This is a genomic window from Terrabacter ginsenosidimutans (assembly GCF_039539425.1).
In the GTDB taxonomy this organism is placed as follows: domain Bacteria; phylum Actinomycetota; class Actinomycetes; order Actinomycetales; family Dermatophilaceae; genus Terrabacter; species Terrabacter ginsenosidimutans.
Map to the genome: position 1 here is coordinate 904,044 of NZ_BAABDC010000001.1, position 20,757 is coordinate 924,800.

The following is a 20,757-nucleotide window of genomic DNA, read 5'->3' on the forward strand; positions in this document are numbered from 1 at the left end:
CCCGCGGTCGAGGGCTGCCACAAGGATCGGATGGTGCACCGTGATGCAGTTCGAGGTCGTGCCGGCACGCATGGCGCTGCTCAACATCGACATCCAGAACGTCTTCGTCGAGTCGGCCGTCGACGGGCTGGAGGTGACGCACCGCATCAACCGCCTCGCCCAGGTCTGCCGCGACGCGGGGATCCCGGTCATCCACGTGCGGCACGCGGTCCCGGCGGGCGCCGACCTCGGCATCTTCGGCGAGATGTTCCCCGGTGTGGAGGACATGCTCGAGCGCACCTCGCACTCGGCGGCCTTCCACGAGGCACTCGTCCTGGAGCCGACGGACCACCTGCTCGAGAAGCCGCACTTCGGGGCCTTCCACGACACGGACCTGCTGGCCCGGCTCGACGTGCTCGGCGTCGACACGATCATCATCACCGGCATCGAGACGAACGTCTGCTGCGAGACCACGGCCCGCGAGGCGATGGTCCGCGACGTCCGGGCCTTCTTCATCAGCGACGCCACGACGACCGCCGGGGTGCCCGGACTGGACGTGGCAGAGGTCCAGCGGGCCTCCCTGGCGACCGTCGGCAGGTTCTTCGCCCAGCTGGCCACGGTCGAGGAGATGGTCGGCTGGATCACGGCGGCGACCGGGCGGGACGGGGCCGCCGACGACACCGACCGGGCAACTGCTTGACTGGACCCCTGTCGACGGATCCACGAAGGAAGCGAATGGCTGACCATGTCTGAGCACGAGACGTACGTGACGCCCAAGTTCGCGCAGCCCTACTGGGCGAAGGCCGCCTACGAGGTGCTTGCGGAGACCGCCAGCCGCTACAACGCCGTCATCACCTACTCCGAGCTCGCCGAGGAGGTCCAGCGACGCTCGTCGTTCCACTCCAAGTCGCAGATGCGCAACTGGATCGGGGCCCTGCTGGCCGACCTCGCGAAGGTCAACCAGGTCCGCGGCGAGCCGCCGCTGACCGCACTGGTCGTCCGCAAGGACGACGGGCAGGTCGGCGCCGGCTACGACGAGGTGCTCCGCCTCGCCGGCGAGGCACCGATCACCGACCCGCTCGAGCGGGAGACCCACGCCGCTGCGGCGCGGCTCGAGTGCTACCGCCACTGGGGAGCCGACGTCCCCGCCGACGCGGAGCCGACGCTGAGCGCCCGCGCCCGAGTCGTCCGGGCCCGGACCCCCGTGGTGCGGAAGGTTCACGTCGAGGCTCGACGGGGCGCGGTGTGCCCGACGTGCTTCATGGAGATGCCCGTCTCCGGCGCCTGCCCCAACTGCGGCTGACCAGCGCACTGGACCGCAGGGCGCTGCGGTCAAGCCCGTGACGAAAGCCGGGCTGACCGATACCGTCGGTTGATCGAGGTCTTCATCCTTCCGGATGCGAGGTCAGCTGATGCGCACCGATCGCCGCGGCGCCGTCACGGTCCCCCTCACGGGGTCGACCGAGGGTGGGGGCTGCCCCTGACACTCGAGTTCGTCCTGGCAGCAACGCATTCCGCTGCGCCGGCGGACAGCGCCGGTGCGCGTGACCCCTCACGAAGGAGCACCTCACCATGCGACTGCGCAATACCCGTGTCGCGGCTGCTTTCGCCTCAGCCGCCCTCGTCGTCGCCGCTGGCGTCGCGACGACCGATGCCGTGGCGGCTCCGGCCGCCTGTGCCACCAGAGTCAACAACAACATCCCGCTGCTGCTCGAGTGCATGGACCTCACCGGGGTCCGGGAGCACCAGTCGGCCCTCCAGGCCATCGCCGACGCGAACGGCTCGACGCGCGTGTCCGGCTCGCCGGGCTACAACGCCTCCGTCGACTACGTCGAGGCGCGCGTGAAGGCGGCCGGATGGAAGGTGACGCGGCAGGCCTTCGACTTCCAGACCTTCGTGTCGCTGACGCCGTCGGTCCTCGCGCAGGTGTCACCGCCACCGGCCGGGCCCCTGGCGCACAGCATCATGTCCTACTCGGGCAGCGCCGACGTCACGGCCGCGGTCAGCACCCCGAGCGGCGACGCCCGCGGCTGCAGCGCGTCGGACTGGGCCGGCTTCCCTGCCGGCAACATCGCGCTCGTCTCGCGCGGGACACCGGTCGGCTTCCCGGTTGCGTGCACCTTCGCCCTCAAGGCCGAGAACGCCCGGGCCGCCGGCGCCGTGGGCATCGTCATCTACAACAACGTCGACGGCCCGCTCAACGGCACGCTCGGCGCGACCTACACGGCCGACTTCCCAGCGGTCGGCATCACGCAGGCCCTGGGGCTGCAGCTGGCCGCGACACCGGGCCTGGTCCTGCGCCTCAAGACCGACACCCTGCGCGGCACGGCCACGACGTACAACGTGCTGGCGGAGCTGCCGGGCAAGAACACGAAGAACGTCGTCATGGCGGGCGCCCACCTCGACTCCGTCAACGCCGGCCCCGGCATCAACGACAACGGCAGCGGGTCGGCGGCCCTCGTCGAGCTCGCCGAGAACCTGTCGAAGGTCAAGCCGCAGAACACGATCCGCCTCGCCTGGTGGGGCGCCGAGGAGTCCAACCTCGTCGGCTCCACCTACTACGTCAACAACCTGTCGCAGGCCGAGCTCGACCGGATCGCGCTCTACCTCAACTTCGACATGATCGGCTCGCCGAACCACGTCTTCTTCATCTACGACGGTGACGACTCCGACGCCGTGGGCGCGGGAGCGGGCCCTGCCGGATCGGCGCAGATCGAGAAGACCTTCGAGGCCTACTTCACCTCCCGTGGCCTGCCGTTCAAGGGCACCGACTTCAGCGGTCGCTCGGACTACGGCCCGTTCATCGCGAGCGGGGTGCCGTCCGGTGGGCTCTTCACCGGCGCCGAGGGCATCAAGACGACCGAGGAGGCGACGCTCTGGGGTGGCACGGCCGGTCAGGCCTACGACCCCTGCTACCACCAGGCCTGTGACACCTACGCCAACAACAACGACACGGCTCTCGCGGAGAACAGCGACGCCGTCGCCTACGCCACGCTGAGCTACGCGATGAGCACCAACCTCATCAACGGCACGAAGTCCAAGGGCAACTTCCGTCCGCCCGTGGACAGGGAGCACGCGCCGGCCACCTCCTGACCTCTCGGTCGGGGAGCGCAAGGGAGCGTATGCCGTCAGGCCCGCCTGACGGCATACGCTCGCTTGTCGGTCGGGCGCCGTGAGATGGGGCGCGTCTCGTGAGAACCTGCCCCCATGCGGTCCTACTGCGCGCTCTACGTCGACGTCGGCTACCTGCTGGCGGCCGCGGCGACGCGGGTGACCGGCACGTCGCTGCGCAAGGGGATCGTCGTGTCCTACCCGGACCTCGTCGCGCGCCTCATCAAGGACGCCGAGGCCGCGAGCGGGCTGCCGCTGCTGCGGCTGCACTGGTACGACTCGGGCAACCGCGCCGGTGGCACGCCGGACTCGACGCAGGAGGCCATCGGCATGCTGCCGCGGGTCAAGCTGCGGCTCGGGCGCACGTCGCCGCAGGGTGAGCAGAAGGGCGTCGACCTGCGCATCGGTCTCGACCTGGCGGCGCACGGGCGCAACCGCTCCGTCGACATCATCTACCTCCTGTCCGGCGACGACGACCTGAGCGAGGCCGTCGAGGAGGCGCAGAGCCACGGCATGCAGGTGGTGCTCATGGCCGTCCCGGACCGGTCGGGCAAGCCGCACGCCGTCTCGCGCCATCTGATCCGTGAGGCCGACGACCTCATCGTGCTCGATGGAGCCGTCGTCGACGACACGGTGCACGTGCGCCAGCTCCAGCCCGAGACCGAGGTGCCCGTGTCGGCAGCTGCCGCTGCAGTGGACGTGCCGTTGCCGGGGCCGCGGGTCGGTGTGAGCGAGACGCCTGCGGCTGCAGCGACCGCGCCGAAGCCGGCGGCGGCCACCCCACCCCGTCCCACGCCGGCGGTGCTGGCGGAGCACAAGGGGCCCCAGCCCCCGGCCGTGCCGGCTGGCGCGGCTCCTGGTCGGCTCGTCTGGTCGAGCGCGAGCGAAGGCCTCGGGGGGACCGAGCGTCCCGGCGCCGCACCGGTGGTCGGGCAGCGCGAGCTCGACCTCATCGATGATGTATGCCGTGGGGTGATCGCCACGTGGTCCATCACCGCGAGCGCCACCGACCGGACCCGTCTGATGAGCCAGAAGCCGTTCATCCCAGGCGACCTCGACCGGGCGCTGCTGCTCGACCTGTCCGCCCGGCTCGACCGGTATGACGTCGAGGACCACCTCCGCTTCCTGCTCCGCGACCATTTCTGGGAGCAGGTCAAGAAGCTCGACCGCTGACCGCGTCGATTCGCGCGGCCGACGGCACCGCTGGATCGATCGCGGTGTCAGCAGGCGCTGGGAGGACCGCTCGGGCTCTTGGCCGAGTTGATGAGCCAGGCCCCCGACACTCGGACCATGCCGTAGTCGATGACCCAGACGCTGCAGGTCTGGCCGTCGTGCCCGTTCTCGGCGGACTGTTCGGTCCGGAGGATGGTCCTGACGACTTTGGCGTCGTCGGCGGCGCCGGTCACCTTCTGGATCGAGATGCCCTTCCAGTAGGACGTGCCGAGGCCCGCAGACCACGAACCGACACTCTGGAGCTTGCGCTGCATCCGGCTCGTGAAAACCTGCCAGGCCGCGTCGTAGTTGCCGGTGTTGATCGCCTCGCCGTGAACGAGGAGAGATCGCGCGATGTCCGGAGCCACACGGTCGTCGGAGCTGACGTTGACGTCGATGGTGCGCTCTGCCCCGGCTGCGTCGTACGGGTCGCTGCAGTCCGCCAAGGGCTGGTCGGGCTGCGAGCGCCACCGGTCGAGGTTGGTGGCGAGATCGGGCCCGGGGATGAGATACCCCTGTCCTTGGGCGGGCTCTGGCGAGCGGGCCCCCGCGACCCAGAGCCGGTGTCCGGAGACGAGGCCGATGACCCGACCGGTCGCATCGAGCACGGGACCACCCGAGTTGCCACCGTTGATGGCCGAGTCCGTGACCATGGCATCGATCTCAGGTCCACCGTCGTAGCTGATGGGTTGGTGCAGCCCGCTGACGGAGCCCTCGTTGAAGCGGAGCTCATACGTCTGCAGCGGAAATCCAAGCACGCCGACCGACTCGCCCAGGTCCGGGAGGGCACGAGCGAGCGGCAGTGCCTTGTCCGTGATCGGGTCGTCGGTCCGTAGCAGGGCGGAATCGGTCTTCGGATCCAGCCCCACGACGCGTGCGCGCGTTACCCCGTCGGCGTACTGGAGCGTGATGGCCGAGGCGCCCGCTGCGACATGGTTCGCCGTCATGACGAGGTGGTCCCCCACGACGAAGCCGGAGCCCATCCACCTGGCGTCACAGGTGACGACGTCGATGCGCACGATGGCGGGCTTGGCCAGCTTGGCGACCTCGGCCCAGCTGGCAGGACTCGCTGTCGTCGTCGGCGTCGAGCTGGGCGAATCAGCTGTCGAGATGGGCGGGCTGGTCGCCGTGACGGTGACCGTCGCGGGTTGCGGCTGGCTCGTGGCGCCGTCCGTGACCGTTGGCGACGAGGTCACCGGCGCCTTCGCCGAGCAGGCCGCCACCGGGCCGCAGAGGGCGACGACTCCAGCCGCCACCACCAGATGAAGCGCTCGCATGGTGCCTCCCGTCGCACGACCCCCGTGAGTCATGATGCATGGGCCGCCACGTGACGGAAGCAGGTGTTGCGCACGTGGATGGCGCGTGCAACACCGCGAGCCGAGCCCTTCGAGTCGCTCAGGCCTTCTCGAAGGTGACCAGCAGGCCGCTGACACCGCCGGGACCGACGCGACCCTTGACGTCCACGGACGTGATCGCCTTGAGGGCCCAGCCCTTCGAGCCGTACTCGTTGAGTACCTTCTCAAGCTTCTCGCCTGACATCTTCCCGCCGATCATGCCCTCGCGGAGCTCGACGACCTTGTACTGCGGCATGCTGCGACTCCCTGTCTCTCGGTCCGTCGAGCCTACGGCGACGGCCACTCACCCGGGCCGGAAGGACCAGCGGCCGACCACCTCACACCGACACCGGTCCGACGCGGCGTGACGGGATGGCCGAGACCGCGGCGAGCAGGGCCAGGACGCCGCGAGGTAGACGAGGCTGTGCTGAAAGGCGACGCCGGGACCGACCGTCGTGGCCCCGAAGTAGACGAGGCCAACGAAGGCGACGCCGACACAGTTGCCGAGCTGCTGCACCGTCGACATGGTGCCGCTGACGAGGGCGCCGTCCTCCGGCTTCGCCTGCGACATGACGGCGCCGATCTGTGCGGTGAGGCAGACCCCCATGCCGAAGCCGGCGACGACGAGACCGGGCGCCAGCCACAGGACCGAACCGTGCGCTCCGGCGTCGGCGACCCCGACCCAGGTCAGGATGTGACCGGCCAGGAAGAGGAGCGCCGCTGCCGGGCCGACGCGGCGACCCCAGCGGGCGACGAGACCGGCTGCCTTCGAGGTGCCGGCGAGGTAGGGCACGGCGACGAGGGCGAAGAGCGCACCCGAACCGAGGGCGTCGAGGCCGCGGTCGGTCTGGAGGTAGAGCGCGAGCACGAGGAAGTGGGACGCCATGCCGAGGAAGAGCAGGAACTGCCGGACGAGGCCGTGTCGCAGGGCCGGAGTCGCGTCGAGGGCGATGCGGAGGAGCGGGTCGGCTCCGCGCCGGTGCAAGGTGCGGGCTCGGGCGACGAGGGGCACGGTGAGCAGCGTGCCGACCGCGAGGCTGAACCACGTCCAGAGCGGCCAGCCGTGGCTCTGGCCCTCCATGAGCGGCAGGAGCACGGCGACGAGCACCGTTGTGGCGAGGGCCAGTTCGAGCAGATCGAGGCGCGCTGTGCGTTGGGTCTGGCCTCTGGGAAGGGTACGGCGCACGAGCGCCAGGGTGACGATGCCGACGGGCACGTTGACGAGGAAGATCGAGCGCCAGCCGAGGCCGAAGAGGTCGAGGTGGATGAGGATGCCGCCGATGAGCTGCCCCGACACGGCCGCGAGTCCCATCGCCGTCGAGTACGCCGCGATCGCACGGCGGTACACGGCGCCGGAGTAGACGTCGCCGATGAGGGCCAGCACCATCGGCGTCAGCATCGCGGCGGCGATGCCCTGGGCGAAGCGGGCCGCGACGAGGACGTCCATTGTGGGAGCGAGTCCGCACGCGGCCGAGGTGACGACGAAGAGGGCGGTGCCTGCGGCATACATCCGCCTGCGACCCCAGCGGTCGCCGAGGCGGGTGGCCGCGAGCAGCATGGCGCCGTAGGTGAGCCCGTAGCCGGCGACGACCCACTCGAGGGCGGTGGCCGTGGCGCGGAGGTCGCGCTCGATCGACGGGAGGGCGACGTTGACGATGAAGAAGTCGAGGACGTTGAGGAAGATGCCTGCGAGCAGCACGAGGAGCGGCAGGCGGCCGGGAGCGTCGGTGACGCGGCCGGCGTCGGTGGGGGTCTGTGTCTGGGTCATGACTCCGTTGTCCGGTCTCCGGCAAGGGGAGAGTCAAGCGCCACTGCGGAATTCGTCGCAGCCGGTGTCGGCGGCTTGAGTCTCCCCCTGTGGGAGAGTCGACGCTGTGGGCATGAGCACGCGACTGAGCATCGGCGACTTCTCCCGGATGACGTTCCTCAGCGTCAAGACCCTGCGGCACTACCACGAGGTCGGGCTGCTCGCGCCGGCCGAGATCGACGCGCACTCCGGCTACCGCTACTACACGCCTGGGCAGGTCGGCTCGGCCCAGCTCATCCGGCGTCTGCGCGACCTCGACCTGCCGTTGCCGCAGGTGCGTGAGGTGCTGGCGGCTCCGTCGGCGACGGAGCGGGATGCCGTAATCGCCGAGCATCTCGACCGGATGACCCGCCAGCTCGAGCAGACGCAAGCGACGGTGGAGTCGCTGCGGCGGCTGCTCGTAGGCGGCGGGTCGTCGCTCGAGGTGACGGTGATCGACGAGCCTTCAGTGTTTGCTCTCGTGGCTCGCGCGGTCGTTGGCGGCGACGAGGCGCCGGCGTGGTGGGTGCAGACCTTCACCGACCTGCACTCGCGACTGCGGTCGCTCGGGGTGTCACGGACTGGGCCGGACGGGACACTCTTTCCGACGGAGTTCTTCACTGAGGGCGCGGCCGAGCTGACCTGCTACCTGCCGGTGCCGGAGGGCACGCCGGGTTCCGAGTTGGTGGACGGCGAGAGACTTGCCACGACGGTCCATGACGGACCCTTCGTCGACCTGGACACGGCCTACGGCGCCTTGGGCACGGCGGTCGTCGAGCGCGCGATCGCGAGTGACGGCCCCGTCCGCGAGCGCTACCTCCCCCGCGGCGATGAGGCCGACCTCCTCGACCACCGCACCGTCGTCTGCTGGCCCGTCGATCCCGTTTGAGATCAGACAACGCTCAGGCTGAGGCCTCTGCGGGGTCGGCCATCGTGACGCTCGACCACAGGGCAGCATCGAGGACTCGGAGAGGCTCTTGGTCAATGACCAGCGTCGCTCCCTCCGCCCCCTGGGTTGCCGCAGCCCTTGCTGCAACGATCGCGTCGAGGACCTCGGGGTCACGCATCAGATGACGGAAGGCCTGCCAGTCCACCTGGTAGTCGCCCTTGGGCAACAACCCCAACAGCGTGTAGACCACGTTGTCGCGCACCGGGAAGAGGTCGGGGCGCTTGCGCGCGCAGAGCTTGCTTGCCGTGACCCAGGGGTTCGAGTTCTCCACACCCGCCTTGGCCAAGGCTTTCTTCACGTGGCGGTAGAAGACCTCCATGTGTCGAAGACCGTCATCATCGACATCCCGCAGGGCAGCAGTCGGCAGCGCCTGCAATGCCTCGTCGACCGCCGCCTTCGTCTCGCCAGGCAACGTCAGGAGGCGCGCCGCACCGGCCGGGACACTGACGCTGAGCAGAGTCACCGCAAAGAGGTCATCCGCAGCGATTGCCTCCGGGTTGTTCGTGCCGATCGATGCGAAGCTCGCCCCGGCGTAGTCACCAGCCACGTTGTAGTAGCGGCGCAGCCGCCATCCGGCGCGCTCCGGCTTCAGAGCATGCAGCGCCTGGCTCTTCGCATTGGACAGCCGCTCGGGCGTAGGTCGGTTCCACTCATCCTGGATCATCGTCAGCTCCCCTGCTCGCGGAGTCGCAAGATAGCAACGGCGCACGACAACGGACGGGTGCCGCGCCTCGTGGCGCGGCACCCGTCACTCACATCCTCAGCCGTCGGTGTACTTCTTAACGGTGGCAGTGATCATGGAGTCGGCGGCCACCTTGCTGCCGGCCTTCAGGTCCTGAGCCAGCACGACCCAGTTGGAGTCGAGAACCGGGAGTCGGTTGGCACCGGTCGCATCCTCCGCGGGGGCCACGAGCAGACCCGCCGCTCGCCACAGGTCCTGGGCGTCCTGGTAGTTCATGCCGACGCCGTCGGGGACCGTGATCTTGCTGGCCGGCTTGGCCGCCTGGTTGGCGCCCGAGTCAGCGGCAGCAGCCGGCTTCTTCTCGGGAGCGGCCACCGTCACCGTTGCCTGCACGGTCTGTGTGACGGTCTCGGGCGATGGCGCGGGAGCGGTCTGGGTGACCACCACGGTCGGCGAGGCCGCCGTCGGAGCAGACGCGTCCGCGTTGCCCCCTCCTGCCGCACCGATGCCCAGCGCCAGGAGGGCCGTCACGGGGTAGCCGATCAGGTGCTTCCTGCTGCGCTTCTGCGGCTGGGTCTGCGGTGCCCGAGCGGCCCACGCGTGGGGGTGACCGAGTGCCGGCGGCGGCAGTTGGATGGTCGGCTCGGTCGGGGCGGGGGTGGGCTGGCCCTGTTCGTTCACGTGGCGTCGTCGCTTTCTCATCGGGGCAAAAGGCTCATCTTGGACGCTGACCGGGACCGCTGGACCCGTTTTGGCGAAACTGCTCGTGTCATGGCGGGCGCCGCGCCCCTTCACCACGCGGCGCCCACCACACGGCATACGACCGCTCAGCGCAGCTGGACGGTGACGCCGTCGGAGAAGGGCGAGTCGTGCAGCTCGATGCTGGCCGGCTCGGTGCCCTTGGGCATGTCGAAGACGAGAGTGCCCTTGACCGTGTTGCCGGGGTTGATCTCCTCGAGGAAGACCTTGTTGTCCTTGACGTAGATCGCGGCCGCCGTGTCGCTGGAGAACTCGCGCCCCTTGGCGTCGCGCACCTTCTGCGAGGAGTCGGAGAGCGTCTGCGCGGCGTCGCCGATGTTGCTGACGGTGACGTTGACGAGGACGAACTGTCCCTGCGCCTTCTCATTGAGGTACTGGTCGCCGACCGACTTCACGCCCTTCTGCACCTTGGTGACGGTGAACTCGAACTGGCCGTCGCGCACCTTCTGGCCGACCTTGGCGGTGGCGGGAGCGTCCTCGGCGGGCGCGTCGCCACCCTGCCCACCGGCGGCTCCGGACGAGGTGGTCGTGGGCGAGCTCGACCCTCCCCCGTTGACGGCGCTCGCGACGATGCCGATGAGGACGAGGGCGAGCAGCCCCGTCATGATCTTGTGCCGGGCGAACCAGCTCTTGCGCGGCGGCGCCGGGACGGGCGGCGCAGGAACCATCGGCGGCTGCCAGGTGGGCTGCTGGGTCGGGTCGTTCGGCTGGTTGGTGCTCATGGCGGGTCTCCCTGGGTCGGTCTGCTGTATGCCGGGGAGACCGTCTCGCGTGGACGCCGGCGGCCGCCTCGGCCGAGAGGACCGAGCAGGCTGACCGAAAGGATGAGATCGGGACGGGCGAACTACCCGGACGGTGGAGGCCGTGGTCGGCTCCGTGCCCTACCTTTCGGGTATGCCGTCCAGCCTGCCCCCGTGGGTGCGTGACCTCTCGCGCCGCGACCTCTGGCTGCGCCGGCTGCGCACGGTCGGGCTCGGGTTCCTCCTGCTCCTTGACGCGGTGTATGCGTCGGGGGGCTTCGACGGTCGTCGCCGGGCTGCCGAGGGGCTGCCGGTGTCGATGTCCGACACTGCGAGCGGTGTCGGCATGTTCATCGCGCTGCTGGGGATGGCACTCATGGTCGCGGTGGCCTGGCGGCAGCGGTGGCCGGTGGTGCTGACACTCGTCGGGTGCGCCGCCACCCTCGTCCAGCTCGGCCCGACCGCGGCCCTCATCGGCCTCATGTCGGTCCTGATCTGCCGGCCCCTCGTCGACGCCTACCGGCTGGCCCCGCTCGTCGTGGCCGCGACCTTCTTCGCGGTGTCCCGCGACCTGCGGTGGACGCCGCGGCCAGTCTCCTTCTGGGGCAGTCTCTTTGCCGCCGACGGCGAGCCCGTCGGATGGTTCGTCGTGGTGGTGCTCACCGTGGCGCTCGTGGCTCTCTTCGTCGGCATGGGGGTTTGGCTGCGGACGCGAGCGCAGTTGCGGACGGCGGCTGTGGTCGTGGCCGAGGAGCGTGAGGTGGTCTCGTCGCTGGCCGACCAGGTCTCGCGGCAGGCAGAGCGCGAGCGGCTGGCTCGCGAGATCCACGACGGTCTCGGCCACAACCTGTCGATCCTCTCCGTGCACGCCGGTGCCTTGCAGGCGATGGCTGACGCGTCGGCGGCGGAGGCGCAGCACGCGGCTGCGGAGCCGCGTGCTGCGACGGCCCAGATGAGGGAGTCGGCGCAGGTGGTGCGCGAGACGGCGGCACGCTCAGTGGCGGAGCTGCACAGTCTGCTCGACCTGCTCCGCAGCTCCGACGACCCCGACGTCGCCGCGCCGACGAAGACGCTGCGCGACGTCCGTGCCCTCATCGACGACTCCGTGACCGCCGGCATGCCGCTCGTCGCGACGGTCTACGTCGAGGACGGCGAAGCGCTCGACCCGCACATCGCCCAGGCCGCCTACCGGATCGTGCAAGAGCTGCTGACCAATGCGCGCAAGCACGCCTCGACGGTCAGCGTGCGGCTGTCCGTGACCGGCGGGCCGGCTGAGGGCCACCTCGTCATCGCGACGGCGAACCATCTGCCACCGCCCCTGGGCCCGCACGGTGCAGGCGTTGCCGACGCCGGCGCGCGGGCCGGGATGGGTCTGACCGGCATCCGAGAGCGGGTGGAGCACTACGGCGGTGACATGCAGGCCGGCGTCGACCCCGACGCAGCCTTCCGAGTGTCGATCCGCCTGCCCTGGCGTGCTCCCGAAGCCGACCCGACGAAGGGGATCCGATGGACGACGTGAACACGGCCAGCTCCGAGCGCGCGATCCGCGTGATGCTCGTGGACGACGACCCCATGGTGCGGATGGGCCTGCGGCACATGCTCGGCGCGGCGTCGGACCTCGAGGTCGTGTCGGAGGTGAGCGACGGCGACGAGGTCGTCGCCGCGGTGCAAGCGCATCGACCCGACGTCATCGTGCTCGACGTGCGCATGGCGCGGTTGGGTGGCATCGAGACCATCGCCGCGGTCAAGGCACGGCCGGAGGCACCCAAGGTCCTGATGTTCACCGTCTTCGACCACGACGATGTCGCTCAGCGGGCCATCCGCGCGGGTGCGGATGGCTTCCTGCTCAAGACGGCCTCGCCGGAGGAGATCTGCGGCGGCATCCGCAACGTGGCCGCCGGGCTCGGGGCCGTGTCCCCGAAGACAGCGGCTCAGCTGTTCACTCAGGTCCGGGAGGACCCGGCCGCGGCTCAGCGCGCCGAGGCGGCCCGGCTCATGTCGACGTTGACGGCGCGAGAACGCGACGTCGTCTCGGGGCTGGCGCGGGGGCTCTCGAACGCCGACCTGGCGAGGGAGTTGTACGTCAGCGAGACGACGGTCAAGACGCACCTGCAGAGCGCCTTCACCAAGCTCGGCGTCGACAACCGTGTCCAAGCCGGAGTCATCGCCGACCGCGCCTGGTCTGCAGGTGCGTGCTCCGGCGGTGAGGCGTGACGAGGAAGGGCATAGGTTGTGCGACTGACCGCAGCCCCCGGAGTGGGCTGATCATGGGCTTTCATTCAAGACCGCGCGCTCGGCAAAGCTTGCTTCAACGACCGCATCGTGACTTGGGCTGGAGCCGCGCGATGGCTCAAATCCAGATGATGGCCCCGCCGAGGGCATGCGCAGCACCGGGGGCAAGTACTGTCCGTCATGGTTTAGCAGAGCCGCGTGGACGCGGTTGAGAGTGGAGTAGACGACAGTGGACGACAGGGTGCCTTCGGGCTCGACGGGGAGCCTAAACGCGAGAACGACCGCCTTGGCAGAAGCGTTCTTTGAGGACGTTGGTCAGAGGGCACATATGGTTCGCGGCGAGGACGGCACTTGGCTCGCGTTCGAAGAGACCTCCAACGCCATCACCTTCGTCGAGGCGCGTGGCGACCAAATGAGCATCGTCCCGTTCGTGGGCGACGCCTCGGCCGTCGGCTTGCGGCCGTTCGCGCGAGACATCCAGCAGTCCTCGTGGCTGGATGGTGAGGCCGAGTTGCTTGTCGACGTAACAGCGTTGTCAAGCTACGCAGATCGCGGCCAGGTCCTTGACCTGATGAACAATGCGCTCGACTACTGGGCAACTCGCAGTGCTCCGGCCACACGCGAGGAGTCTGCCTTTGAGACCCAGGTCGTCGAACCACTGCCCATATCGGAGGCAATGCCGGTCGACTTCAGCGATTCACCTGTCGATGAAGTCGCGGAGCCAGCAGCCGCAGCTCCACTGGTCACGGTTGACGCGCAGTTGCGCGCCGACATCAGTGACCAATGGTCATGGGCCTCATCAGCGGCGCGGATCCCCCAGATCACAGATCTAAGGCTCGCCCTGTCAGAGCCTCTCGGCCATGCACGCATCAGAGTCGCGGTCCGCGATGCAGATGTGCAGTTCGGCGCCAAAATCGTCCACGACGGCCCTTTGCCGGCGGGTCCTACCGACTTCGGCAGCATCAACGTCCCGCTATCCGCTCGAGTGATGTCGCAGGTTGAGGAACGACGCGGCGCGGACTGCGTCATCACTCTCGAAGACGCAGCCACCGGACGAGTCTTGTCCCGTCACGAGGAAGCGATCGACGTTCAGCCTCGCGATTTGTGGTTTTGGGGTGGCGACCCTCGACGCTCGGAAGAGCATGCTCGTCTAGTGCAGCGTCACGAGGCGCTCGCAGCCAAGCTCCGCGAGGACCCAGAGCACCTGGACACCGATGTCGAACAAGAACTAGCCGCCGTAGAGCAGGCGCTGCGTGCTCAGGGCGCGAGTTCGTCGCGGCTCGCGCGCTCCCTCCTTGCCTCCTTCGTCAGACCGAACCATCCCGAGATCGCAGCAGTGGCGCGTGAGGCAGCCGAGCGCCTCGGCCGGTCGACAGGCGACTCGTCCTTCTTCGCCTTCCAAATCAGCGACGTGCAGCAGGCCGAAGAACGCGCGGACGCGACCGTTGCTGCAATCTATGAAGCGCTTCAAGCGCGTTCGATCTCCTACTCCGAGCCGCCGCCAGGCTGGGACTACCGCGACGCGGGCCAGCGCATCAGGGACCACGGTGACGTTGCACGGGCAGGCCTCGGCACGTGCATGGATACCACCGTCCTCACCGCCGCGGTGATCGAGCAGGCCGGATTGCATCCGGTCCTGGTCCTCGTGAGCGGCCACATCTTCGTCGGCTATTGGCGCAGGGATCCGCTGCCAGAGCATGGATCGAGGCCTGACTGGTATCCAGGAACACCTGTCGTCGCCGACCCTGCAGCCATTGGGACATTGATCGAGGGCGGTTGGCTCGGTGTCATCGAGACGACGGCCTTCACCGCGGGCAAGAACACCACGGCCAGCCAGGCCCGAAGCATCGCGCGCCACACAAACGTCGCCCAAGCCCTCGAGGAGGATTTCCTCCTGTTCATCGACGTCGCGGCCGCCCGACGCGCCGGCGTGTCGCCGCTCCCGGCTGTCAACGAGCGCAGTGACGGCATCACGGAGATTGTCGAGTACCGCCCCGGTGGGGCACCGGCCGTGACCCAGATCTCGAGCGACATCCCTGACCGGGCGGCTCGGGACCGACGCGTGGACGACCACCCTGCGCGCTATCGCACCTGGAAGTCGTCGCTGTTCAGTCTCAACGCGACTAACGCCCTCCTGAACCTTGGGAGCAACGCGCGAGTGCAGCCGCTTGCGCTGCCCCCGGAGTCTTTGGGCGTCCTCGAAGACAAACTGAATCAGGACGTCGCGTTCAGCCTGCACAGCGGCTACGACGTTCCGGAGGTTTGGCGCGCAAGGGACATCGCCAACGCACTGCAACTGGCGCAGTCGGGCGCACCAGACGACCGACGTGAGCTAGTGGGGCATCTCAACGACAAGAAGCTCTACATCCAGCGGATGGGACGTTCCGGAGGCAAGCCAGCCCCGATCACTCCCGCCACCTTCTTCAAAGAGATCCGATCGATGGCGCACGGCGCGAAGACGGCACGGGAGGAGCGCGGCATGAATCCGCTCTTCTTGTGCCTGGGGCTATTGCGGTGGCCCTACAAGCCAGGTGTCCTGGCCGACGCGCCGTTGATCCTCGTACCGGTCAACATCGCCGTCACCCGAGGTCGGCAGGAATTCACACTCTCACTCGACAGCTCGCAGCAGACGACGCCCAACGCAGCGCTCCTCGAGTGGCTGCGACGCGAGCACGGCCTCTCCATTCCTGGGCTGGCTGAGCCCTTGGCCGATCGCGCCGGTATTGACGTCGACGGAGTACTCGCCGAAGTTCGGGCCGCCATCGCTGACCGAGGCCTCTCGCTGGAGGTATCCGGCCAAGCCCGCCTCGCCATGCTGGACCTGTCAGCCTTCCGTATGTGGCAAGACCTCAACAACAACGCTGAACACTTCTTCGAGCGTCCACTTGTCAAACACCTCGTTCACACGCCGACCGACACCTTCCAGGACCCCGCCGCGGCGGCCAATGGCCCCGTCGACGGGGAAGCGTTCGAGGGGGAGCTCGAGAAGCTCGAAACGCCGATTCCGGCTGACTCGACCCAGAAGCGAGCCGTGATGTGGGCTCGAGAAGGCCGGACCTTCGTCCTGCAGGGACCTCCTGGCACGGGTAAATCCCAGACGATCACCAACATGGTTGCCGAGTGCCTTCTCGGGGGCCTCCGCGTGTTGTTCGTGGCTGAGAAGGGAACCGCACTCGCCGTCGTGCAACGGCGACTGGACGCAGTCGGCCTCGGCCCTTTCAGTCTGAACCTGCACCATGAGGGCTCCAATTCCGTTCAGGTACGCGCCCAGCTCAAACGTTCGCTGACGACATCCGTCCACCCCGACACTCTCGCGATGGAAAGCGCACGCCGCCGGCTCAGAAATGCTCGCTTCGAACTGACCCAGTACCCCGAGCGTCTGCACGGGGCGAACGCCAGCGGACTCTCGGCGTACGCAGCACACGACGAGTTGCTCGTGCTCGGTGACGGGCCCGCAATGCCTGTTCCCCGTGACCTGGTTGCGCATCGCGCTGAGCAGATCGCGGTGCTCCGCGAGCTCTTCGCCGATCTCCAGAGGTGGACTGCCGCCGCTGGTGTGCGCGCCGACCACCCGTGGCGGCTGGCAGGTGCTGGAAGAGGCAACCCGATCGACGTGGACGCCGCGAGCCAGGCCATTCGTGGTGTGCTCAGTGGAGCCGCGTGGGCAGCAACGACCACTGGCGCTCTCAGCGAAGCGCTCGAATCGGTGACCCATCCTTCGCAGCTGGATGTGCTGGCGTCGGCGGCGAGTCACACCCTTCCTACGGGCGGGGAACTGACAGCGCTGCTGGACGCAACGTGGCCCACGATGGCCGACGAAACGGTCACGAACTGTGAGCGTGCCGTCCAGGAAGCGAGGGCGAGACTTCACGGCTTCGCGTCGGATGTCCTCGGTCTGGATCTCCGAGCAATCCTCCAACAACTCGAGGCCGCCAAGACTTCCAGCTTCTTCGGACGTAAGGGCCGGCAAGCTACCGCGCTGGCCCCGCTGGCAGTCTTTGCGCCCGCAGAACTCGACCTGACTGCGGCGAAGGCCGAGTCCATCATGGCCGACCTCGTCGCCGCCCAAGATGCCGGAATCGAGATCCGAGCCTCGATCCTTGCCACACCGGGCCTGTCCGGCACTGCACCTTCGAGCCCCTTCGAACCCGATGCCCTGTCGCCAGCTCGGAGCCGCATGAAGGAGCTCAACGAGGCGTCGGCCAACTTGCGGCAACCAGGCGAATGGACCGACCGAGTCCACCACCTTGCACGCGACGGAGAGTTGACCCAGCACCACGAGGCTCTTCACTCCTACGCCCAGTCCTGGCGCCGCCTCTGGGACGAGCTCACTGTCCAAGAGGGTCACTTCGACACCTGGCGAAACGGTGCAAGCCTCGCCGCCGCGATCAGTCGTGTCGAGGAGACGTGGCTTCGCAGTGTCGAATTCGAGCGGCTGGTTCAGCTGCAACGGTGGTGCACCCTCGTGCGCAAGCTCGAGCCGCTCGAAGGGGCTGGTTTGGAGCAGGTGCGAACCGATCTCCTCGAAGGACGGTTCTCGGCACACACCGCGGAGGAGGCCTTCGCTCGTGGGGTGGCTCAGGCGTCGCGGGACGAGCGCATAGGAACGCAGGGCCTCGACCTCTTCGACTCTGTGGCACACGACCAGCGAGTCGTCGGCTACTCGGAAGCGCAGGAGCAGGTCCGTCTCCAGTGGACGACCGACGGACCCGCGCGTCTGTTGGCGCGGCGCGGTGGCGGTGGCCTCGGCTCGAGTACCGGCGCGCTGGCGCGCGAGTTGGAAAAGACCACTCGAAAACTCGGTACTCGACCGCTGCTCCGCAAGTTCGGCGCAGCAGTGCAGGAGCTGACACCGCTCGTGTTGTGCAGCCCGTCATCGGTCGTCGATCTGATCGAGCCCGGTGTCATGGAATTTGACCTCGTCATCTTCGATGAGGCCTCACAGATCACTGTCCCAGAGGCGGTCGGCGCGCTGGGCCGGGCCCGTGCTGCAATCGTCGTGGGGGACACCAAACAAATGCCACCCACGCGCAGGGTCGGCGGCGGTACGGCCGATAACGACGAGATCGATGACATCGAGCTCGATGAGGTCGTCGAGGACCAGGAGTCGATCCTCAGCGAGTGCGAGCTCGCGCGAGTACCCAAGCTCAGCCTCAACTGGCACTACAGGAGTCAGGACGAGGCTCTCATCGCCTTCAGCAACCGCACCTATTACGACGGAGACCTCAGCAGCTTCCCGACCCCAACACTCCTTTCCTCCGAGACAGGTCTGGAGTTCCGAGCGGTACGCCGTCCGGACGGCAGCGATGTCGGAATGTACCTACGGGCGGGCGCGGCCAGAATGGACGTTGGCAATGGTGTCACGGCCGGACCGAACACCAACCCCGTTGAGGCGGTGGAGATCGTGAAGTACGTCCACGAGCTCGTCCACACCGCCGAGACCCTCCCCTCAGTGGGGGTCGTGACCTTCAACGAGCAGCAGCGCCAACTGATCGAGGACCTGCTGCACGCGAGCACCGACTCACGAGTTGCCGAAGTGCTCGACGAGTCCGTCATGGGTCGTGGCGAGGCACTGTTCGTCAAGGCGCTCGAGCAGGTTCAGGGCGACGAACGCGACGTCGTGATCTTCTCGATAGCGTTCTCCAAGCAGGCGAACGGCAAGGTCCCGACCAACTTCGGGCCGCTGTCGAACGCCGGCGGGGAGCGGAGACTGAACGTCGCCGTCACCCGGGCACGCCGCAAGAACGTCGTGTTCTGCAGCTTCAATCCGTCGGGCAACGATCTTGATGTCTCAGGTTCCGCCTATCAGGGGCCCAAGGATCTCAAGCAGTTCCTGATGGATGCGCAGGGGGCCGGGGCACCGCAGGAGTCCTCGGACTCCACAGACCACTTCACGGTCCGTGATCGACACCGAGATGACATCGCCACGGCCCTCCGCGGCGCCGGACTCCACGTCATGTCCGATGTCGGGATGTCGAACTTCCGCCTCGACCTCGTCCTCGCTCGAAATGAGAGGCCTGACCGTCCGATCCTGCCTGTGCTTCTTGATGGCGAGAGCTGGAGAAGGCGCGGCTCCGTCTCAGACCGCGACGTGCTTCCCGTCGAAGTGCTCGAGAACCTCATGGGGTGGCCGAGCGTCGCCCGCATCTGGTGGCCCATGTGGCTGCAGAACCGCGATGAGGTGATCCAGCGCATTCTCGCGGAAGTGGATCGTGCGGAGGCGGGGCTCGAGGGCACCGCTGGGAGTGCGGAGCTCGCAGCAGATCTCGCGACCCGCACTTCGGAGGGGCAGTCCTCCGAGGTTGTCCCGGAGGCTGACCACAGAGACAGGCTTCCCGCACCCGAAGAGATCGCATGGGCAGCCAATCTCATCAGGGGAGAGGCTCGACCGAGCGACGCGCCACAACCCCTGACGAATTCGGCCGCCACTGGCCCTCGTCCGCCACAGGTGACGAATCTCGAGACGCAGACGGTGAGCGAGACTTCTGCCGCCGAGCCGGCGTTGGTTGAAGTGTCGGTAGGCGCCTCAGCCTCTGAAAAGAGTGCCAGACCTCGGTTCACGCCGGCAAACACGGAAAGCGTGGGTGCCAAGGACGTGTTGGACCGGCTGCCCGAACGAGCCGCAGCAGGTGTGGTGCGCGCGCATGTGCTTGACGTCATCGAGACAGAAGGGCCTGTCGAGACCGCTCGTCTCGCGCGCATTGTCGCCCGACGGTTCGGCCTCACTACGGTGCGCGCCGCTCGGGTCGACGACATCGTTCGTCTCATCCCGAGAGCCCAGCTGCGCAAGAGCAAGAAGATGGGCAACTTCGCCTGGCCCGTCGACCTCGACCCTGATGTGTGGAGCGGGTATCGCAGGGCGGACGAGGGCGCCTCGAGGACATTGGATGAGGTGGCGCCTCAGGAGATCGCCAACGCCATGCTCGCCATTCTCGAGGAGCACGAGATCGAATACCTCGATGATCTCCTGCGCAGGACGGCCGACATCTTCGGCGTCACACGTCTCGGCGTGAACGTACGAACTCGACTCGAGGCAGTCTTCGCAACGCTCCCTGTCGAGGAGGAGGAAGAAGGCCAGCCCGTGGACGAATCCGTGATCGACGAGATCGTGCGCCGACTGACCGAGGCCATCAACTCAGGTGGCGTGGATCGAATTGATGTGGGCGATGTTCGTGACGGCTATGTCCAGTGGCAGGGAGATCCTCGCGAAGGCCTCTTCATCGAAGTCGGAGACGGGCAGGAGTCCGATTCGCCGTACGACGCAGAACTGGCCGATCTGCTGGTGACAGACGGTTGGAACCGGCCCGTTCCGAGGGATGACATGCGCAACTGCTGGTTCATCCTGCCGGTCGCCCGAAATGGTGATGAGTCGGAGCGAAGCTTTGCGCGTCGTGTGCGGTCCATGGCGCTGCTCGTCAGCGGAGCGGTCCGCAGGCTGGAGGAGCGCGTGTCCTGACCGACGCGGCCTGCCGCATCTGCTGAGAGGGTTGCGGCAGGTCCTGGTCATTAACCGAGGGTGTGCCATCGATGCCGTCCGCGGAACCACCGGCCGGTCTCGCGCGGTTTCCGGAAGGTGCCCAGCCAACCTATCGGCGAGCGCCAAGGGGCGACCTGGCGGGACCGCCCATCGATCTGCGGCTCGATGAGGTCATGCGACAGCGCGTCGAAGAGGTCGACGTAACCGTCGGACACCGGCGTCATGACGGCGTGATCACCTCTCGATCCTTTGGGAAGAGGCGAGTCACGCCACACCATCCATCGCGCGCACCCGGTCGGAAGTTCGGCATCCACTGTGCATGTCCGCTCAGATGCAGGTTGTCCCTACCGCCGCCGAACCATCGCTGGTAGCGCGGATCCCGCACCCAGTGTCCGCGCATCGCCGACTCCATAGGACGAGGCTTCACCGAAACCGCCGAGCCACTCGATGAAGAGCTCGATGTCTCGACCCCATCTCGCATCGATGGTGCGCAGGA

At 68.0% G+C, this 20,757-nt stretch carries 14 protein-coding genes; 8 read left to right on the forward strand and 6 right to left on the reverse strand.

Features of this window, described 5'->3' with window-relative positions; translation table 11 throughout:
- Window positions 1–43: 43 nt before the first annotated feature.
- The 4 genes from ABD831_RS04335 to ABD831_RS04350 all read left to right on the forward strand — a co-directional run bounded on the left by ABD831_RS04335 (window position 44) and on the right by ABD831_RS04350 (window position 4,263).
- Entirely contained in the window at window positions 44–679 is a 636-nt protein-coding gene (locus ABD831_RS04335; RefSeq protein ID WP_344943021.1) for a cysteine hydrolase family protein, read from the forward strand.
- A gap of 45 nt (window positions 680–724) precedes the next feature.
- Window positions 725–1,282: a hypothetical protein gene (locus ABD831_RS04340; protein ID WP_142175752.1), complete on the forward strand. Its 558-nt coding sequence runs from the start codon at window positions 725–727 to the stop codon at window positions 1,280–1,282.
- A 269-nt stretch (window positions 1,283–1,551) separates the two neighbouring features.
- Window positions 1,552–3,072 (forward strand): M28 family metallopeptidase, encoded by a 1,521-nt coding sequence (locus tag ABD831_RS04345; protein WP_344942029.1) that lies wholly within the window; start codon window positions 1,552–1,554, stop codon window positions 3,070–3,072.
- 114 nt (window positions 3,073–3,186) lie between these two features.
- A complete protein-coding gene (locus ABD831_RS04350; protein ID WP_344942032.1) occupies window positions 3,187–4,263 on the forward strand; it encodes an NYN domain-containing protein in 1,077 nt (358 codons plus the stop codon).
- 47 nt (window positions 4,264–4,310) lie between these two features.
- On the opposite strand, the gene ABD831_RS04355 is transcribed toward ABD831_RS04350, so the two are convergent.
- The 3 genes from ABD831_RS04355 to ABD831_RS04365 all read right to left on the reverse strand — a co-directional run bounded on the left by ABD831_RS04355 (window position 4,311) and on the right by ABD831_RS04365 (window position 7,404).
- Window positions 4,311–5,579 (reverse strand): S1C family serine protease, encoded by a 1,269-nt coding sequence (locus ABD831_RS04355; RefSeq protein WP_344942035.1) that lies wholly within the window; start codon window positions 5,577–5,579, stop codon window positions 4,311–4,313.
- Window positions 5,580–5,697: 118 nt separating this feature from the next.
- Window positions 5,698–5,892: a DUF4177 domain-containing protein gene (locus tag ABD831_RS04360; protein WP_142175740.1), complete on the reverse strand. Its 195-nt coding sequence runs from the start codon at window positions 5,890–5,892 to the stop codon at window positions 5,698–5,700.
- Window positions 5,893–5,940: 48 nt separating this feature from the next.
- Window positions 5,941–7,404 (reverse strand): MFS transporter, encoded by a 1,464-nt coding sequence (locus ABD831_RS04365; protein WP_344942039.1) that lies wholly within the window; start codon window positions 7,402–7,404, stop codon window positions 5,941–5,943.
- A 112-nt stretch (window positions 7,405–7,516) separates the two neighbouring features.
- Between ABD831_RS04365 and ABD831_RS04370 the strand changes: the two genes are divergently transcribed.
- The gene (locus tag ABD831_RS04370; RefSeq protein WP_344942042.1) at window positions 7,517–8,311 is read left to right on the forward strand and encodes a MerR family transcriptional regulator; all 795 of its coding nucleotides are present in this window, start codon (window positions 7,517–7,519) and stop codon (window positions 8,309–8,311) included.
- 13 nt (window positions 8,312–8,324) lie between these two features.
- Here the strand turns inward: ABD831_RS04370 and ABD831_RS04375 are convergent, their stop codons facing one another.
- The 3 genes from ABD831_RS04375 to ABD831_RS04385 form a co-directional block, all read right to left on the reverse strand.
- Window positions 8,325–9,035, reverse strand: coding sequence for a DUF6308 family protein (locus ABD831_RS04375; RefSeq protein ID WP_344942045.1), 711 nt, complete (start codon window positions 9,033–9,035; stop codon window positions 8,325–8,327).
- Window positions 9,036–9,131: 96 nt separating this feature from the next.
- Complete coding sequence (locus ABD831_RS04380; RefSeq protein WP_344942048.1) at window positions 9,132–9,734, reverse strand: PASTA domain-containing protein; 603 nt, start codon at window positions 9,732–9,734, stop codon at window positions 9,132–9,134.
- Window positions 9,735–9,880: 146 nt separating this feature from the next.
- Window positions 9,881–10,534, reverse strand: a complete 654-nt coding sequence (locus tag ABD831_RS04385) for a DUF4352 domain-containing protein (protein ID WP_344942052.1) — start codon at window positions 10,532–10,534, stop codon at window positions 9,881–9,883.
- Window positions 10,535–10,706: 172 nt separating this feature from the next.
- On the opposite strand from ABD831_RS04385, the gene ABD831_RS04390 reads away from it, so the two are divergent.
- From ABD831_RS04390 to ABD831_RS04400, 3 genes are all read left to right on the forward strand, one after another.
- On the forward strand, window positions 10,707–12,071 hold the full coding sequence (locus tag ABD831_RS04390; protein ID WP_344942055.1) for a sensor histidine kinase: 1,365 nt from the start codon (window positions 10,707–10,709) through the stop codon (window positions 12,069–12,071).
- On the forward strand, window positions 12,059–12,766 hold the full coding sequence (locus tag ABD831_RS04395) for a response regulator (RefSeq protein WP_344942057.1): 708 nt from the start codon (window positions 12,059–12,061) through the stop codon (window positions 12,764–12,766). The genes ABD831_RS04390 and ABD831_RS04395 overlap by 13 nt, the downstream gene beginning before the upstream one ends.
- A gap of 304 nt (window positions 12,767–13,070) precedes the next feature.
- The gene (locus ABD831_RS04400) at window positions 13,071–20,240 is read left to right on the forward strand and encodes an AAA domain-containing protein (protein WP_344942060.1); all 7,170 of its coding nucleotides are present in this window, start codon (window positions 13,071–13,073) and stop codon (window positions 20,238–20,240) included.
- Window positions 20,241–20,757 lie beyond the last annotated feature (517 nt).

Excerpts from the sequence above, each read along its gene's own strand:
- ABD831_RS04335 (WP_344943021.1), top strand. The coding sequence starts at position 44 with ATGCAGTTCGAGGTCGTGCCGGCACGCATGGCGCTGCTCAACATCGAC.
- ABD831_RS04340 (WP_142175752.1), top strand. The coding sequence starts at position 725 with ATGTCTGAGCACGAGACGTACGTGACGCCCAAGTTCGCGCAGCCCTAC.
- ABD831_RS04345 (WP_344942029.1), top strand. The coding sequence starts at position 1,552 with ATGCGACTGCGCAATACCCGTGTCGCGGCTGCTTTCGCCTCAGCCGCC.
- ABD831_RS04350 (WP_344942032.1), top strand. The coding sequence starts at position 3,187 with ATGCGGTCCTACTGCGCGCTCTACGTCGACGTCGGCTACCTGCTGGCG.
- ABD831_RS04355 (WP_344942035.1), bottom strand. The coding sequence starts at position 5,579 with ATGCGAGCGCTTCATCTGGTGGTGGCGGCTGGAGTCGTCGCCCTCTGC.
- ABD831_RS04360 (WP_142175740.1), bottom strand. The coding sequence starts at position 5,892 with ATGCCGCAGTACAAGGTCGTCGAGCTCCGCGAGGGCATGATCGGCGGG.
- ABD831_RS04365 (WP_344942039.1), bottom strand. The coding sequence starts at position 7,404 with ATGACCCAGACACAGACCCCCACCGACGCCGGCCGCGTCACCGACGCT.
- ABD831_RS04370 (WP_344942042.1), top strand. The coding sequence starts at position 7,517 with ATGAGCACGCGACTGAGCATCGGCGACTTCTCCCGGATGACGTTCCTC.
- ABD831_RS04375 (WP_344942045.1), bottom strand. The coding sequence starts at position 9,035 with ATGATCCAGGATGAGTGGAACCGACCTACGCCCGAGCGGCTGTCCAAT.
- ABD831_RS04385 (WP_344942052.1), bottom strand. The coding sequence starts at position 10,534 with ATGAGCACCAACCAGCCGAACGACCCGACCCAGCAGCCCACCTGGCAG.
- ABD831_RS04390 (WP_344942055.1), top strand. The coding sequence starts at position 10,707 with ATGCCGTCCAGCCTGCCCCCGTGGGTGCGTGACCTCTCGCGCCGCGAC.
- ABD831_RS04395 (WP_344942057.1), top strand. The coding sequence starts at position 12,059 with ATGGACGACGTGAACACGGCCAGCTCCGAGCGCGCGATCCGCGTGATG.